13 protein-coding genes and 1 riboswitch are annotated in these 15,490 nt (G+C 75.9%); of the genes, 5 read left to right on the top strand and 8 right to left on the bottom strand.

Annotated elements, in window-relative coordinates; genetic code table 11:
* Window positions 1-3,639 carry a cobaltochelatase subunit CobN gene (gene cobN / locus AC3EUJ_RS01965; RefSeq protein ID WP_431959087.1) on the bottom strand — a complete coding sequence of 1,213 codons (3,639 nt, stop codon included), beginning with the start codon at window positions 3,637-3,639 and terminating at the stop codon, window positions 1-3.
* A gap of 52 nt (window positions 3,640-3,691) precedes the next feature.
* A riboswitch (cobalamin riboswitch) is annotated at window positions 3,692-3,776 on the bottom strand.
* A gap of 128 nt (window positions 3,777-3,904) precedes the next feature.
* Between cobN and cobG the strand changes: the two genes are divergently transcribed.
* Genes cobG through AC3EUJ_RS01950 form a run of 3 tightly spaced genes read left to right on the top strand, consistent with a single transcriptional unit; the run spans window position 3,905 to window position 7,400 of the window.
* Complete coding sequence (gene cobG, locus AC3EUJ_RS01960) at window positions 3,905-5,278, top strand: precorrin-3B synthase (RefSeq protein ID WP_431959086.1); 1,374 nt, start codon at window positions 3,905-3,907, stop codon at window positions 5,276-5,278.
* Window positions 5,275-5,907 (top strand): precorrin-8X methylmutase, encoded by a 633-nt coding sequence (locus AC3EUJ_RS01955; RefSeq protein ID WP_431959085.1) that lies wholly within the window; start codon window positions 5,275-5,277, stop codon window positions 5,905-5,907. The genes cobG and AC3EUJ_RS01955 overlap by 4 nt, the downstream gene beginning before the upstream one ends.
* Window positions 5,908-5,957: 50 nt before the next feature.
* Entirely contained in the window at window positions 5,958-7,400 is a 1,443-nt protein-coding gene (locus AC3EUJ_RS01950; RefSeq protein ID WP_431959229.1) for a precorrin-2 C(20)-methyltransferase, read from the top strand.
* Between the two features lie 31 nt (window positions 7,401-7,431).
* On the opposite strand, the gene AC3EUJ_RS01945 is transcribed toward AC3EUJ_RS01950, so the two are convergent.
* On the bottom strand, window positions 7,432-8,190 hold the full coding sequence (locus AC3EUJ_RS01945) for a cobalt-precorrin-6A reductase (RefSeq protein WP_431959084.1): 759 nt from the start codon (window positions 8,188-8,190) through the stop codon (window positions 7,432-7,434).
* On the opposite strand from AC3EUJ_RS01945, the gene AC3EUJ_RS01940 reads away from it, so the two are divergent.
* Entirely contained in the window at window positions 8,170-9,312 is a 1,143-nt protein-coding gene (locus tag AC3EUJ_RS01940; RefSeq protein ID WP_431959083.1) for a cobalt-precorrin-5B (C(1))-methyltransferase, read from the top strand. The two genes, AC3EUJ_RS01945 and AC3EUJ_RS01940, sit on opposite strands and share 21 nt — an antisense overlap.
* A gap of 131 nt (window positions 9,313-9,443) precedes the next feature.
* On the opposite strand, the gene cobM is transcribed toward AC3EUJ_RS01940, so the two are convergent.
* A complete protein-coding gene (gene cobM, locus AC3EUJ_RS01935) occupies window positions 9,444-10,214 on the bottom strand; it encodes a precorrin-4 C(11)-methyltransferase (RefSeq protein ID WP_431959082.1) in 771 nt (256 codons plus the stop codon).
* Window positions 10,211-11,449, bottom strand: a complete 1,239-nt coding sequence (cbiE, locus tag AC3EUJ_RS01930) for a precorrin-6y C5,15-methyltransferase (decarboxylating) subunit CbiE (protein ID WP_431959081.1) — start codon at window positions 11,447-11,449, stop codon at window positions 10,211-10,213. Before cbiE ends, cobM begins: the two co-directional genes overlap by 4 nt.
* 164 nt (window positions 11,450-11,613) lie before the next feature.
* Between cbiE and AC3EUJ_RS01925 the strand changes: the two genes are divergently transcribed.
* Window positions 11,614-12,558, top strand: a complete 945-nt coding sequence (locus AC3EUJ_RS01925) for a ribose-phosphate diphosphokinase (RefSeq protein ID WP_431959080.1) — start codon at window positions 11,614-11,616, stop codon at window positions 12,556-12,558.
* On the opposite strand, the gene AC3EUJ_RS01920 is transcribed toward AC3EUJ_RS01925, so the two are convergent.
* From AC3EUJ_RS01920 to AC3EUJ_RS01905, 4 genes are read right to left on the bottom strand one after another with little or no spacing between them, the layout of a single operon-like run.
* Window positions 12,559-12,777, bottom strand: a complete 219-nt coding sequence (locus AC3EUJ_RS01920) for a hypothetical protein (RefSeq protein ID WP_431959079.1) — start codon at window positions 12,775-12,777, stop codon at window positions 12,559-12,561.
* Window positions 12,774-13,172, bottom strand: a complete 399-nt coding sequence (locus AC3EUJ_RS01915; protein ID WP_431959078.1) for a hypothetical protein — start codon at window positions 13,170-13,172, stop codon at window positions 12,774-12,776. The genes AC3EUJ_RS01920 and AC3EUJ_RS01915 overlap by 4 nt, the downstream gene beginning before the upstream one ends.
* A gap of 47 nt (window positions 13,173-13,219) precedes the next feature.
* Complete coding sequence (locus tag AC3EUJ_RS01910) at window positions 13,220-14,719, bottom strand: sensor histidine kinase (RefSeq protein WP_431959077.1); 1,500 nt, start codon at window positions 14,717-14,719, stop codon at window positions 13,220-13,222.
* Complete coding sequence (locus AC3EUJ_RS01905) at window positions 14,716-15,426, bottom strand: response regulator transcription factor (protein WP_431959076.1); 711 nt, start codon at window positions 15,424-15,426, stop codon at window positions 14,716-14,718. Before AC3EUJ_RS01905 ends, AC3EUJ_RS01910 begins: the two co-directional genes overlap by 4 nt.
* Between the last annotated feature and the right edge of the window lie 64 nt (window positions 15,427-15,490).

Genomic DNA, 15,490 nt, shown 5'->3' with positions numbered 1-15,490 from the left:
CTACTCGCCGCCCTCCAGGTCGCCCTCGGTCTCCAGGAAGGCCTGGCGGAGCCGCTCGACGACCTCCGGGTCGGGCTCGGCCCACATGCCGCGCGACTCCGCCTCCAGCAGCCGCTCCGCCATGCCGTGCAGGGCCCAGGGGTTGGCCTCCTGGAGGAAGGCGCGGTTCTCCGGGTCCAGGACGTAGGTGCGGGCCAGCTTGTCGTACATCCAGTCGGCCACGACGCCGGTCGTGGCGTCGTAGCCGAAGAGGTAGTCGACGGTGGCGGCCAGTTCGAAGGCACCCTTGTAGCCGTGCCGCCGCATCGCCGCGATCCAGCGGGGGTTGACCACGCGGGCACGGAAGACCCGGGAGGTCTCCTCGGCCAGGGAGCGGGTGCGCACCGTCTCCGGGCGGGTGGAGTCGCCGATGTACGCCCCGGGGGAACGGCCGGTCAGCGCGCGGACGGTGGCCACCATGCCGCCGTGGTACTGGTAGTAGTCGTCGGAGTCGGCGATGTCGTGCTCGCGGGTGTCGGTGTTCTTCGCGGCCACCGCGATCCGGCGGTAGGCGGTCTCCATCTCCTCCCGGGCCGGGCGCCCGTCGAGGCCGCGCCCGTAGGCGTAGCCGCCCCAGACGGTGTAGACCTCGGCGAGGTCGGCGTCACTGCGCCAGTCGCGGCTGTCGATCAGCTGCAGCAGGCCCGCCCCGTACGTCCCCGGGCGGGAGCCGAAGATGCGGGTGGTGGCGCGGCGTTCGTCGCCGTGGGCGGCCAGGTCGGCGCGGGTGTGGGCGCGCACGAAGTTGACCTCGTCCGGCTCGTCGAGGCCCGCGACGAGCCGCACCGCGTCGTCCAGCAGGCCCACGACGTGCGGGAACGCGTCCCGGAAGAAGCCGCTGATGCGCAGGGTGACGTCGACCCGCGGACGGCCCAGCTCCTGCGCGGGAACGGCTTCGACGCCGGTGACGCGGCGGGACGCGTCGTCCCACACCGGCCGCACGCCGAGCAGCGCCAGCGCCTCGGCGACGTCGTCGCCCGCGGTGCGCATCGCGCTGGTGCCCCACAGGGACAGGCCCACCGACCGCGGCCAGTCGCCGTTGTCCTCGCGGTAGCGGGCCAGCAGCGAGTCGGCCAGGGCCTGGCCGGTCTCCCAGGCGAGCCTGCTGGGCACGGCCTTGGGGTCGACGGAGTAGAAGTTGCGGCCGGTCGGCAGCACGTTGACCAGGCCGCGCAGCGGCGAACCGGAGGGGCCGGCGGGCACGAAGCCGCCGTTGAGCGCGTGCACGACGGCCTCGGTCTCGTCCGTCGTACGGGCCAGCCGCGGCACGACCTGCCGGGCGGCGAAGTCCAGCACCCGCGCCACGTCCTCGGGCAGGCCCTCGGCGACCCCGGCGACGGCCTCCGGCGCCCAGCCGGCGTCCTCCATGGCCTGCACCAGCGCGCGGGCCTGCTCCTCGGCGGCGTCGGCGGACACCCGGGTGGCCTTCGACTCGTCCAGGCCCAGGGCCTCTCGCAGGCCCGGCAGCGCGGCCGTGCCGCCCCAGATCTGCCGGGCGCGCAGGATGGCCAGCACCAGGTTGACCCGCTCCGCGCCGGTAGGGGCCTGGCCGAGCACATGCAGGCCGTCGCGGATCTGGGCGTCCTTGATCTCGCAGAGCCAGCCGTCGACGTGGAGCAGGAAGTCGTCGAACTCGGCGTCGTGCGGCCGGTCCTCCAGGCCCAGGTCGTGGTCGAGCCTGGCGGCCTGGATCAGCGTCCAGATCTGCGCGCGGACGGCGGGCAGCTTGGCCGGGTCCATGGCCGCGATCGCGGCGTGCTCGTCGAGCAGTTGCTCCAGGCGCGCGATGTCGCCGTAGGAGTCGGCGCGGGCCATCGGCGGCACCAGGTGGTCGACGAGGGTGGCGTGCGCGCGGCGCTTGGCCTGGGTGCCCTCGCCGGGGTCGTTGACGAGGAACGGGTAGATCAGCGGCAGGTCGCCGAGGGCGGCGTCGGGGCCGCAGGCGGCGGACAGGGCCGCGTTCTTGCCGGGCAGCCACTCCAGGTTGCCGTGCTTGCCGAGGTGGATCATCGCGTCGGCGCCGAAGCCGCCGTCGGCCCGCGCCGTGGCGATCCAGCGGTAGGCGGCGAGGTAGTGGTGGGAGGGCGGCAGGTCCGGGTCGTGGTAGATCGCGATCGGGTTCTCGCCGAAGCCGCGCGGCGGCTGGATGAGGATCAGCAGGTTGCCGCGGCGCAGCGCGGCCAGCACGATGTCGCCCTCGGGGTTGGCGCTGGTGTCGACGAACATCGAGCCGGGCGGCGGCCCCCAGTGCTCCGTCACGGCGTCGCGCAGTTCCGCCGGGAGCGCGGCGAACCAGCGCCGGTAGTCGGCGGCCGGGATGCGCACCGGGTTGGCGGCCAGTTGCTCCTCGGTCAGCCACTCCCGGTCGTGGCCGCCCGCGTCGATCAGGGCGCGGATCAGCTCGTCGCCGTCACCGGTGGGGGTACCGCCCGTGCCGGAGGCCACGGGGGAAAGGCCGGGGATCTCCTCCTCGGGCCCGAAGTCCCAGCCCTCGGCGCGCAGCCTGCGCAGCAGCGCGACCGCGCTCGCGGGGGTGTCGAGGCCCACCGCGTTGCCGATGCGGGAATGCTTGGTCGGGTACGCGGACAGCACGAGCGCCAGACGGCGCTGCGCGACCGGGATGTGCCGCAGCCGCGCGTGGCGGACGGCGATGCCCGCGACGCGGGCGGCGCGTTCGGTGTCGGGGGCGTAGACGGGCAGACCGTCCTCGTCGATCTCCTTGAAGGAGAACGGCACGGTGATCAGCCGGCCGTCGAACTCGGGGACGGCGACCTGCGTCGCGGCGTCCATCGGGGACAGGCCCTCGTCGTTGCCCTCCCACGTCTCGCGGGAGGACGTCAGGCAGAGCGCCTGCAGCACCGGCACGTCGAGGGAGGCGAGCGCGCCCGCGTCCCAGGCCTCCTCGTCGCCGCCTGCCGAGGCGTCGGCCGGGCGGGTCCCTCCCGCCGCGAGCACGGTGGTGACGACGGCGTCCACGTCGCCGAGGGCGTCGAGCAGTCCGGGCTCGGGCGCGCGCAGCGAGGCCACGTACAGCGGGAGCGCCCGGGCCCCGGCCTGCTCGATCGCGGCGCAGAGGGCCTCCACGAAGGCGGTGTTGCCGCTCATGTGGTGGGCCCGGTAGTAGAGGACGGCGACCAGCGGGCCCTCGGTGACGCCGGTGGCGCGCTCCAGCCTGCCCCAGGAGGGGGCGGAGGCGGGGGGTTCGAAGCCGTGGCCGGAGAGCAGCACCGTGTCGGACAGGAAGCGGGCCAGCTGCTCCAGGTTGGCCGTGCCGCCGTGCGCCAGGTACGCGTGGGCCTCGGCCGCGATGCCGACGGGGACGGTGGAGAGCTCCATCAGCTGGGCGTCGGGGGCCTGTTCACCGGTGAGCACGACCACCGGGCGGGGCCCCGCGAGCAGCGCGTCCAGGCCCTCCTCCCAGGCGCGGCGCCCGCCGAGCAGCCGTACCACGACCAGGTCGGCGCCGTCGAGGAGACCGGGCAGGTCGTCCTGCGGCAGCCGGGCGGGGTTGGCGAAGCGGAACGGGACCGGACCGCCGGCGGCGTTCGCGGCGCGGGCGCTGAGCAGGTCGGTGTCGGAGGTCGACAGCAGCAGGATCACGTCGGACGTGCCTTCCTCGGGGTCCGCGCCCCGGGCCGGTGGAGGACGGCGGGAGTTCCTGGCTCCCGAGGCCCGGCGTTCGCGCGCCGGCCCCGGTGACAGTGGCGGGACCGCACCGGAATCGCACCGGTTTCCTCCGCTGATGCCGTCGATGGCGTCGGGCGCGGCTGGTGACCTGCCCGCGCAGCATGTTAAGGGCTGGGCCTGCCGTTGGGGGCCCCGCGGCCCGTACGCCTCCGGAGTACCCGCGGGTATGCTCGCGGCCATGCCGTCGCCCTCCGATCCCCCCGTGAGCGGCGCCTTCGCCGCAGCGACAGCGGGGCGCGCACGCGACGACGCCTGCCCCGGCGCGCTGCGGCTGCACACCGCGGACGACGGCGCACTGGCCCGGATCCGCATCCCCGGTGGACTGCTGACGGTCCGTCAGGCAGAGGCGGTGGCGGTCGCCGCGGACCGTCTCGGCGACGGCCGCATCGACCTCACCTCCCGCGGGAACCTTCAGCTGCGCGGGCTGCGCGACCCCGGCGCCGGAACGGAGCTCGCGGCGCTGCTCGGCCGGGCGGGACTGCTGCCCTCATGGGCCCATGAACGGGCCCGCAACGTCGTCGCCTCGCCGCTCGCCGGGCTCGACGGCCGCAGCCACGGTGACCTGCGGGGCTGGATACGGGAGTTGGACGCCCTGCTGTGCGCGAGCGCGGCCGCAGCCGGACTGTCCGGACGGTTCCTCTTCGCCCTCGACGACGGCCGCGGTGACACCGCAGCGCTCGGCGGCGATGTGGCATTGATCGCGCGGCCCGACGCCGCCGCGGCCGAACTCCGCCTCGCCGGGCGGCCCGTCGCCCAGGTGCCGGCCGGCGACGCGCCGCGTTGGGCGGTGCGTGCCGCGGAGGGCTTCCTCACGCTCGCCGCCGAACGCGGCGCCCGTGCCTGGCGGATCGCGGACGTCGACCCCGCCGGGACGGAAACCGCCGCGCGGCTGCGCGCGGCGGGGGCTCCGCCCGCCGCGTCCGGCCCAGCGGCGGACGACACCGTGCCCGACACCGCGGGCGGCCCGCCCCTGCCCGGCCTCGTCCGGCACCCGGACGGGACCACCTGCGCGCTGTCCGCCGGCGTACGCCTGGGCCGCCTCACCACCAGGGCGTGGCGGCTTCTCGCGCGGGTCGCCGGGTCCGGCGCCGGCGAACTGCGCGTCACCCCCTGGCGCGGCGTCGTCCTGCCGGGGCTGCCGCCCTCCACCGCGCAGGAGGCGACGGAGGGCCTCACCGCGGCCGGGTTCCTGACCGGCGAGGACTCCCCGTGGCGCGGCGTGACCGCCTGCGCGGGACGCCCGGGGTGCGCCAAGTCGCTGGCCGACGTGCGTACCGACGCCCGTGCCGCGCTGCGCGAGGCCGCCCCCGAGCCCGGACACCGCCTGCTTCCCGTGCACTTCTCCGGCTGCGAACGCCGCTGCGGCCACCCGGACGGCTCGTGGGTCGACGTGGTCGCCGGAGCCGACGGCCGCTACCGCGTCGCCGTGGCCGGTGCCGTCCGCGGCGTCACCGCCGCCACCGCCGCCACCGCCGCCACCGCCACTGACCTGCCCGCCGCCCTGGACACCGCCCGCCGCACCAGTACCCCACCACCTTCGAGGACGACGTGATCGAGTACGAGAAGGACGGACCGGAGATCTACCGTCAGTCCTTTGCCATCATCCGGGCCGAAGCGGAACTGGACGGCCTGCCGCCGGACGTGGCGCAGGTCGCCGTCCGCATGATCCACGCCTGCGGCATGACCGATCTCGTCAGGGACCTGGCCTACAGCCCGTCCGTGGTCGCGGACGCGCGCGCCGCGCTGCGCGCCGGGGCGCCGATCCTCTGCGACGTGCAGATGGTCGCCAGCGGCGTCACCCGCAAGCGGCTGCCCGCGGACAACGAGGTCGTCTGCACCCTCTCCGACCCCGCCGTCCCGGCCCTCGCCGCCGAACTCGGCACCACCCGCAGCGCCGCCGCCATGGAGCTGTGGCGGGACCGGCTGGAGGGCGCGGTCGTCGCCGTCGGCAACGCCCCGACCTCCCTGTTCCGGCTGCTGGAGATGATCGAGGCGGGCGCACCGCGCCCCGCGGCGGTCGTCGGCGTGCCCGTCGGCTTCGTCGGTGCCGCCGAGTCCAAGGACGCCCTCGCCGCGCACCCCTCCCGGCTGGAGCACCTGGTGGTGCGCGGCCGACGCGGCGGCAGCGCCCTGGCGGCCGCCGCCCTCAACGCCCTTGCGACGGAAAGCGAAATCCTGTGACCACCGGCCGTCTCTACGGAGTGGGCCTCGGCCCCGGCGACCCCTCCCTGATGACCGTGCGGGCCGTGGACGTCATCCGCTCCGCCGACGTCATCGCGTACCACTGCGCCCGGCACGGCCGCAGCATCGCCCGCTCCATCGCCGCGGCGCACATCCGCCCCGAGCAGATCGAGGAGCGGCTGATGTACCCGATCACGACGGAGACCACCGACCACCCGGGCGGCTACCGGGGCGCGCTGGACGACTTCTACGCCGAGTCGGCGGAGCGGCTCGCCGCGCACCTGGACGCCGGGCGCACCGTCGCCGTACTCGCGGAGGGCGACCCGCTCTTCTACGGCTCCTACATGCACATGCACAAGCGGCTCGCCGACCGCTACCCGGCCGAGGTGATCCCCGGCGTCACCTCCGTCAGCGCCGCCGCCGCCCGCATCGGGCGGCCCCTGGTGGAGGGCGAGGAAGTCCTGACGATCCTGCCCGGCACGCTGCCGGAGGAGGAGCTCGCGGCCCGGCTCGCGACCGCCGACGCGGCGGCCGTGATGAAGCTCGGCCGCACCTTCCCCGCCGTGCGCCGGGCCCTGGAGAGGGCCGGGCGGCTGGCGGACGCGCACTACGTCGAGCGCGCCACCATGGACGCCGAACGCCTGGAGCGGCTGGCCGACGTCGACCCGGAGTCGGTGCCCTACTTCGCCGTCGCGGTGCTGCCCAGCCGCGTCGACGAGCGGCCCGCCGCGGACCCGTCCCCGGCGGACGGCGAGGTCGTGGTCGTCGGGCTCGGCCCGGCCGGGCCCATGTGGCTGACGCCGGAGGCGAGGTCCGCGCTCGCCGAGGCCGACGAACTCGTCGGCTACACCACCTACATGGACCGCGTCCCGGTCCGCCCCGGGCAGCGGCGGCACGCCTCCGACAACCGCGTCGAGGCCGAACGCGCCGAGTTCTCCCTCGACCTCGCCCGGCGCGGCCGGAAGGTCGCCGTGGTGTCCTCCGGCGACCCGGGCGTCTTCGCCATGGCCACGGCCGTGCTGGAGGCCGCCTCCGCCGAGCCCTACCTCGGCGTCCGCGTACGGGTCGTGCCCGGCATCACCGCCGCCCAGTCGGCGGCGGCACTCGCGGGCGCACCCCTCGGCCACGACTACGCGGTCGTCTCGCTCTCCGACCGGCTCAAGCCGTGGACGGTCGTCGAGGAACGGCTGCGCGCCGCCACGGCCGCCGACCTCGTGCTCGCGCTCTACAACCCGGCCTCCCACAGCCGCAGGACGCAGCTGGAGACCGCGCTGAAGGTGCTGCGCGAGGGCCGCGTGCCGGGCACGCCGGTGGTCGTCGCACGGGACGTCGGCGGACCCGGGCAGACCGTACGCGTCACGACGCTGGAGGACCTGGACCCGGCGACCGTCGACATGCGGTGCGTGCTGCTCGTCGGCTCGTCACAGACGCGGGCGGTACGGCGCGGCGACGACACCACGGTGGTGTGGACGCCCCGGCGGTACCCGGCCTGAGGCCCGGGCGGTCGCGGTCAGGTCGCCCCGCTCAGGCCGGCAGCGCGCGCAGCCACTCCAGCGCGCCCGGTACGTCCGGGACGACGGGCACGCCCCCCGGGACCGGCGGGCGCTCCACGACGACCACGGGCAGGCCCAGTTCACGGGCGGCCATCAGCTTGGACGCGGTGGCGGCGCCGCCGCTGTCCTTGGTGACCAGCACGTCGACCCGGTGCCGGCGCAGCAGCTCCAGCTCCCCGTCCAGGGTGAACGGGCCCCGGTCCAGCAGCACCTCCATCAACGGCGGGTGCGGCGGCCCGGGGGCGTCCACCGAACGCACCAGGAACCACAGGTCCGTGACATCCGCGAAGGCCGCCAGCCCCGTACGGCCCGTGGTGAGGAAGACCCGCCGTCCCAGCCTTGGCAGCACCCGGGCCGCCTCCTCCAGCGAGGCCACCGGGTGCCGGTGGTCGCCGGGACCGGCGACCCAGCCGGGGCGGCGCAGCGCGAGCAGGGGAACATGGGTGGCCGAGGCCGCCTCGGCGGCGTTGAAGGACATCGTCCCCGCGAAAGGATGGGTGGCGTCGATGACCACGTCGACCGCGTGCGCGCGCAGCCATGCCGCGAGCCCCGCGGGGCCGCCGAAACCGCCGGTGCGCACCTCCCCCGGCGGCAGTCGCGGCCGCTCCACCCGCCCCGCGAGCGAGCTGGTGACCCGCCACACCGCCGGGTCGGCGACCAGCGCCTCCGCGAGGCGGCGCCCCTCGGTGGTGCCGCCCAGGACGAGGACGTGCCGCTGTCTGCCGGTCATCCCCGCACCCTACGGTGCGCCGTGAGCGGCGGCCGGAGCGCCCAGCTGGAACGGACCGGGCTGCGGCACGGCTGGACCACCGGCGCCTGCGCGACGGCGGCCGCCAGCGCCGCGTACACCGCCCTGCTGGGCGGCGGGTTCCCCGACCCGGTGACGATCACCCTGCCCAAGGGGCAGCGGCCCGCCTTCGCCCTGGCGGTCGAGGAGCTCGGCGAAGGCTGGGCCACGGCCGGCGTGGTCAAGGACGCCGGCGACGACCCCGACGTCACCCATGGGGCACTCGTGCGGGCCACCGTGCGCCACGGCGCCCCCGGCAGCGGGGTCGTCTTCCGCGCCGGCCCCGGGGTCGGCACGGTCACCCGCCCCGGGCTCCCGCTGGCCGTGGGCGAGCCCGCCGTGAACCCCGTCCCGCGCACGATGATGCGCGACCACCTCGGGGAGGTCGCCGCGCGGTACGGCGCCGCCTGCGACGCCGAGATCACCGTCTCCATAGACGGCGGCGCGGAGTTGGCGCGTCGCACCTGGAACCCGCGCCTGGGGATCCTCGGCGGTCTGTCGGTGCTCGGCACCACCGGCATCGTCGTGCCGTACTCCTGCTCCGCCTGGATCGACAGCATCCGGCGCGGGGTGGACGTGGCACGTGCGGCCGGACGGACACACGTCGCGGGCTGCACGGGGGCGACGTCGGAGAAGGTGGCCGTCGCCGTGCACGGCCTGCCCGAGGACGCGCTGCTGGACATGGGGGACTTCGCGGGTGCCGTGCTGAAGTACCTGCGCCGCCACCCGGTGCCGCGGCTCACCGTCGCGGGCGGCTTCGCCAAGCTCTCCAAGCTGGCCGCCGGCCACCTCGACCTGCACTCCTCCCGCTCCCAGGTCGACAAGGCCTTCCTCGCGGACCTGGCCCGGCGCGGCGGCGCCGACGAGGCCCTGGCCGAGACCGTCGCCACCGCCAACACGGGCCTCCAGGCCGTCCAGTCGTGCCTCGCCCACGGCGTCCCTCTCGGCGACCTCGTCGCCGAGGCCGCCCGCCGCACCGCCATGGGCGTGCTGCGCGAGGCGCCCGTCACGGTCGACGTCCTCTGCATCGACCGTGACGGCACCATCGTCGGCCGCGCGGGCTGAGGCGCCCCGCGGGCGGGGCGTGGTCGGTGCGGCGCCGGATCGGGCTCGCCGCTTCGCGCCGAAGGCGCGAGACGGCGGGAAAGCCGGCCGCCCACCGGCACCACCACCAGCCCACCGGCCCCGCCCCGCGCCTAGGAGGGTGCGCCGCAGTCGGCCGCGTGGCGGTGGACGCGCTCGGCGGAGTACAGGTGGCTGTCGCGGAACTGCTCCGCGCCCAGCGTGCGGCCGACGATGATGACCGCCGTACGGACCACACCGGCCGCCTTCACCTGCTCCGCGATGTCCTCGAGCGTCCCGCGCAGCACCAGCTCGTCGGGGCGCGAGGCCATCGCGACGACGGCCGCCGGGCAGTCCGCCCCGTAGTGCGGGGTGAGTTCGGCCACCACGCGGTCGATGTAGCGGGCCGCCAGGTGCAGCACCATCAGCGCGCCGCTGCGGCCCAGGGTCGCCAGGTCCTCGCCTTCCGGCATGGGTGTGGCCTGCTGCGCGATCCGGGTGAGGATGACGGTCTGGCCGACGGTCGGCACGGTCAGTTCCCGCTTGAGGGCCGCGGCCGCCGCTGCGAACGCGGGGACGCCGGGGACGACCTCGTACGGGACGCCGGCCGCGTCGAGGCGGCGCATCTGCTCGGCGACGGCGCTGAACACGGACGGGTCGCCCGAGTGCAGCCGGGCCACGTCGTGGCCCTCCTCATGGGCCCGGACCAGTTCCTCGGTGATCTGATCGAGCGTCAGCTGAGCAGTGTCGACCAGCCGGGCGTCCGGCGGGCACTGCTCGAGGAGTTCGCGGGGGACGAGGCTGCCCGCGTACAGGCAGACCTTGCTGCGGGCCAGGACCCGCTGCCCGCGCAGGGTGATCAGGTCGGCGGCGCCGGGTCCGGCGCCGATGAAGTGGACGGTCATGGCTGCGCTCCCGCGGGTTTGACGGCGGACCACTGGGTGACGGGCATGGCCTGGCGCCAGCCCGTGAAGCCGCCGACCGGGGCGGCGTGCGCGACTGCGAGCCGGACGAGTTCGCCCCCGTGCGTCGCGTACCACCGGGCGAGCAGGGCCTCGGACTCCAGCGTCACGGTGTTGGCGACCAGCCGCCCGCCCGGCCGCAGCGCCGTCCAGCAGGCCTCCAGGAGGCCGGGCGCGGTGAGCCCGCCGCCGACGAAGACGGCGTCGGGGACGGGCAGTCCGTCCAGCGCCGCCGGGGCCGCGCCGGTCACCACCCGCAGCGATGGGACGCCGAGCGCGGCCGCGTTCCGGATGATGCGCTCGGCGCGGACGGGGTCGCGCTCCACGGTGACCGCCCGGCAGGCGCGGTGCGCCCGCATCCATTCGACGGCGATCGAGCCCGAGCCGCCGCCGACGTCCCACAGCAGCTCACCGGGCACGGGCGCCAGCGCGGCCAGCGTCGCGGCCCGCACGTGGCGCTTGGTGAGCTGCCCGTCGTGCTCGTACGCGGCGTCCGGCAGCCCCGGGACGAGCCCCAGCCGCGTCGCGGCCGACGCCGCGGCGCACTCCACCGCGGCGACGTTCAGCGGATCGCCGGGCGGATGCGGCCAGGCATCCGCCGTACCGTCCAGGATCCGTTCCCGCGTCGAGCCCAGCTGCTCCAGCACCCGCAACCGGCTGGCGCCGAAGCCCCGTTCACGCAGCAGCCCGGCCACCGCGGCAGGGGTGTCCGCGTCCCGGCTCAGCACCAGCACCCGGCGCCCGTCGTGCAGCGCGCCCGCCAGCGCGGGCAGCGGGCGCCCGACCAGGCTCACGACGTCGGTGTCCTCCACCGCCCAGCCCAGCCGTGCGCAGGCGTACGACACGGACGAGGGATGCGGGAACACCCGCAGCCGGTCCGTGCCGAGCACCTCGGTGAGGGTCCGCCCGATGCCGTGGAACATGGGGTCTCCGCTGGCCAGAACGGCGATCCGCCGCCCGGCGTGGGCGGCGATCAGCCTCGGCACGGCCGGGCGCAGCGGCGACGGCCAGGCGACCCGCTCGGCGGTGACCTCCGGGGGCAGCAGTTCCAGCTGGCGCGGGCCGCCGATGACGACCCCGGCGCCGGTGAGCGCCTCCCGCGACGCCGCGGGCAGACCGGCCCAGCCGTCGGCGCCGATCCCGACGACGGCCACGGGGGCGGACGCGTCGTCGTCCATCACGGTCACCTCGGAAGTCGGCGGAAACGGTCGGGCACAGCAGCCGCACTCTACGTGACGGGCCAGGTGGACCACGGGCCCGGGCCTCCGCGGACGGGCACGGCCGCCGTCCGCCGTCCGCCGTCCGCCGTCGACTCGACGGGGACCGACCTTAGGATGCCCCCGTGCGTGACATCGCGGTCTTCAGCGGCAGTGCCCACCCCCGACTCGCGGCCGAGCTCTGCGCCCATCTGGGCGTGACGCTCAGCCCGGCACGCGTCAGCCGCTTCGCCAACGACTGCCTGGAAGTGCAGTTGCAGGCCAACTGCCGGGAACGGGACGTCTTCTTGATCCAGCCGCTGGTGGCACCGGTCCAGGAGCACCTGGTGGAGCTGCTGTTGATGTGCGACGCCGCGCGCGGCGCCTCCGCGGGCCGGATCACCGTCGTCATGCCGCACTACGCCTACGCGCGCTCCGACAAGAAGGACGCCCCCCGCATCTCGATCGGGGGGCGTCTGGTCGCAGACCTGCTGGTCGCGGCGGGCGCGAGCCGGGTGCTCACCATGACCCTGCACTCCCCGCAGGTGCACGGCTTCTTCAGCGTCCCCGTCGACCACCTGCACGCGCTGCGCGAACTGGCCGGGCACTTCCGGGGCAACGACCTGTCCCGCACCACCGTCGTCTCCCCGGACCTGGGCAATGCCAAGGAGGCGGCCGCCTTCGCCCGGATGCTGGGGGTGCAGGTCGCGGCCGGGGCCAAGCAGCGCTTCGCCGACGACCGGGTCAGCATCGGCTCCGTGATCGGCGATGTCGCCGGGCGGGACGTGATCGTCCTGGACGACGAGATCGCCAAGGGCAGCACGGTCCTGGAACTGCTGGACCGGCTGCGCGAGCTCGGCGCCCGTTCGGTCCGCGTCGCCTGCACGCACGGCCTGTTCGCGGCGGGCGCCCTCAAGCGCCTTTCGGAGCAGCCGGAAGTGCTGGAGATCGTGTGCACCAACACCGTGCCCGTCCCGGAGGCGCAGCACACGGACAAGCTGACCGTGCTGTCCGTGGCGCCAGCGCTGGCCGAGGCCGTGCGGCGGATCCACAACGGCGAGTCGGTCAGCGCCCTGTTCGACCCGGCCTGATCAGCCGTCTCCGCGCGCCGCGTCGGTGTCCGCCGCGGCGGCGGCACTCTCCGCGTCGTCGACGATGCGGGTGAACTCCGAGGGCGCCGCGGGTGCCGGCGGCGCCTCGGCCGCCGGGGCGGACGGGGCGGACGCGGAGCCGCCGGACGGTCCGCAGGCGGTCAGCACTCCCGCGCACGCCGCCACGGCCACGGCCAGTGCCGCGACGCGGCGGGTCACGAGGCGGCGCCGTTGCCGTGGGAGGCGCACCAGTCGCGGACCCGCGCCAGGTCGGTGCGGCGCTTCTCCAGGGTCGGCACCAGGGACTTGCGGAAGGCCAGCCGGTCGTCGAGGTACGTCTCGATCTCGTCGTGCCCGGCGGCCCTGGCGCCTGCGACCCGCTTCTCCAGCCGCTCGATCGAACCGCGCCGCGCGGCCGGCCCGTTCAGCCGCTTCAGCGCCCGGTCGATGCGGGCGTCGATCTTCCCGGCGCGCTTGCACAGGCCCTTGGCGCCGTCCCCGGCGGGCGTGGCGGCCGGGGACGGGGTGCCTGCGCCGTCGGCGGTGGCCGGGCCGGCGAGGCCCAGCAGGGTGACGACGGTGGCCACGGCCACCACGGTGGTACGGCGTCGCATGACGTCCTCCTTCGGATCGGAAGCGCGGAGCGCCTTCGCGACGGACGTTAGGGAGCGTCTTTGTGGAAATCCTGTGGCTCCCCGGCCCGCCCGGACAGCCAGTCCCGGCGCGGCAGCGGCAGCGTCGGCTGCTCGCCGTCGCGGACGCCGCTGAGCGGCAGACGCACCTCGAAGCGGGTGCCCGGCGCGCCGTCGGCCCGGTCCAGCACGGCGATCGTCCCGCGGTGCAGCGCGATCTGCTGGGCGACCAGGGTCAGTCCGAGCCCCGAGCCGGGGCTGTCCGCACGCCGGTGGAAGCGGGCGAAGACGGCCGCCCGCGCCCCGGGCGGGATGCCGGGACCGTGGTCGTCGACGGTGAGGACGGCGGACGGGGCGCGCTCGTCGCGGCTGCGCCGCAGTGCCACCTCGATGTCCGGTCGCCCTCCCGGGGCGCGGCCGTGGACGGCGGCGTTGGCCAGCAGGTTGTCCGTCATCGAGCGCAGCCCCTGCTCCCAGCCGTGGACGAGGAGCCCGGGCACGGCCGTCACCTCGACCCGCGCCCCGGGGTGGCGGCGCCTCAGGTCGGCGGCGGAGGCGTCGACGAGCTCGGCCGCGTCGACCGGGCCGAAGGCGTCCTCCTCGACGAGGTCGCCCTGGGCGAGGACGCGCAGCATGACCAGCAGTCCCAGCACGCGGGCGTGCTCGGCGCGCAGGTCCTCCACGACCTCGTGGCGTTCGGCGTCCGGCAGGCCGGGGTGACCGGCGAGGATGTCGAGGTTGGTGCCCATGCTCATCAGCGGGTTGCGCAGCTCGTGGGAGGCGACCGCGGCGAACGACCGGGCGGTGGCGAGCGCCTCGCCGGTCCTGGCGGCCTGCTCGTCGTAGCGGGCGAGCACGGTCTGGAGGGTGTGCGCCAGGTCGTCGACCTCGGTGATCCGGGCCGGGGTGTGGTCCAGGCGTACGGCGCTGACGCGCGGGTCCAGGCCGCTCGCGCGCTGCTGGAGCCGGCGCAGCGGACGGGCGGCACGGCCCGCCGCGGCCCAGGCCAGCAGCCCGGACACGGGGGCGGCCAGCAGCGCCACCGTCACCACGCGGCGGCGCACCTGCTGCACCTGGGTCTTCGTGGCGGCGTCCGGCGAGAACAGCCACAGCGTGCCCCGGACACCCTTGCGGGCGCCGTTCACCGGCACCGACAGCACGCGCCAGCGGGTGCCGCCGGCCCGGATCGTGACCGGTGAGGGCGCGCGGGCGGGCAGCGCCGCGGACGCGTCCGGCTGAGGGCCGCCGGACACCGTGCCCCCGGGACCGGTCAGCCGGATGCCCACATCCAGCGCGGAGCTGAACAGCCTTCGGGTACGCGCCTGTTCGGCCGCCGGGCGGTCCGCTGCGGTGGCCCGCAGCAGGGCCATGGCGTCCGGCGCGACGGCCGTGGCGCGCTCCCGCAGATGGGCGTCCTGCTGGGCGTGCAGATCGGCGGCGACCAGCCGGATCAGCAGCGCGCCGGAGGCCAGGACGAGCAGCGGGACGACGACGCCCACGGCGAGCGCGACCCGCGTGGACAGCCTCACGAGAGGTCGTCCCGGTCGTCCCGCAGCACGAAGCCGACGCCGCGCACCGTGTGCAGGATCCGCGGCCGGCCGCCCGCCTCCATCTTGCGCCGCAGGTAGCTGACGAAGGTGTCCACGGCGTCCGTGCGCACGTCGAAGTCGTAGCCCCAGACCCGGTCCAGCAGTTGGTCACGGGTGAGCACCAGACCGGCGTTGCGCGCCAGAACCTCCAGCAGCTCGAACTCCCGCCGGGTCAGCGCCAGGGGCTCGCCGTCCAGCCGGGCCTCGCGCGTCGCGGGGTCGATCAGCAGGCCCCCGGCGCGCACCCGCCCGCCCGCGGCGGGGGGACGGCGGCGCAGCAGCGCCCGCAGGCGCAGCACCAGTTCCTGCAGCGCGAACGGCTTGACCAGGTAGTCGTCACCGCCCGCCTGGAGTCCGGCGACCCGGTCGGCCGCCTCGTCCAGGGCGGAGAGCATCAGGACGGGAACGTCGTTGTCCTCCTCGCGCAGCGTGCGGCACACCTCGATCCCGCTGAGGTCGGGCATGGAGATGTCGAGGACCACCACGTCCGGCGCCCCCTCGCGTACGGCGGCGAGCGCGGTCCTGCCCCCGTCGGCCAGGCTCACCGAGAAGCCGTCAAGCCGCAGCCCCCGTTGCAGGGACCTGCGTATGGCCGCGTCGTCGTCGGCGACCAGGACCCGGCCGCCGGTGTGCGCATCGGTTCTCACGGCGGCGATGGTAGGCGCAACGACCCGATCGCGAAGAGGCCCCGTGCGGACCGGGGGGCATGCG

The organism is Actinacidiphila sp. bgisy160 (genome assembly GCF_057707815.1).
This window is presented reverse-complemented; position numbering and strand designations above follow the sequence as displayed.

Bases quoted from the DNA above. Each gene is read 5' to 3' on its own strand.
- cobG (WP_431959086.1), top strand. From the start codon at position 3,905: ATGCCGTCGCCCTCCGATCCCCCCGTGAGCGGCGCCTTCGCCGCAGCG.
- AC3EUJ_RS01945 (WP_431959084.1), bottom strand. From the start codon at position 8,190: ATGACCGGCAGACAGCGGCACGTCCTCGTCCTGGGCGGCACCACCGAG.
- AC3EUJ_RS01915 (WP_431959078.1), bottom strand. From the start codon at position 13,172: ATGCGACGCCGTACCACCGTGGTGGCCGTGGCCACCGTCGTCACCCTG.
- cbiE (WP_431959081.1), bottom strand. From the start codon at position 11,449: ATGGACGACGACGCGTCCGCCCCCGTGGCCGTCGTCGGGATCGGCGCC.
- cobM (WP_431959082.1), bottom strand. From the start codon at position 10,214: ATGACCGTCCACTTCATCGGCGCCGGACCCGGCGCCGCCGACCTGATC.
- AC3EUJ_RS01950 (WP_431959229.1), top strand. From the start codon at position 5,958: ATGACCGTGCGGGCCGTGGACGTCATCCGCTCCGCCGACGTCATCGCG.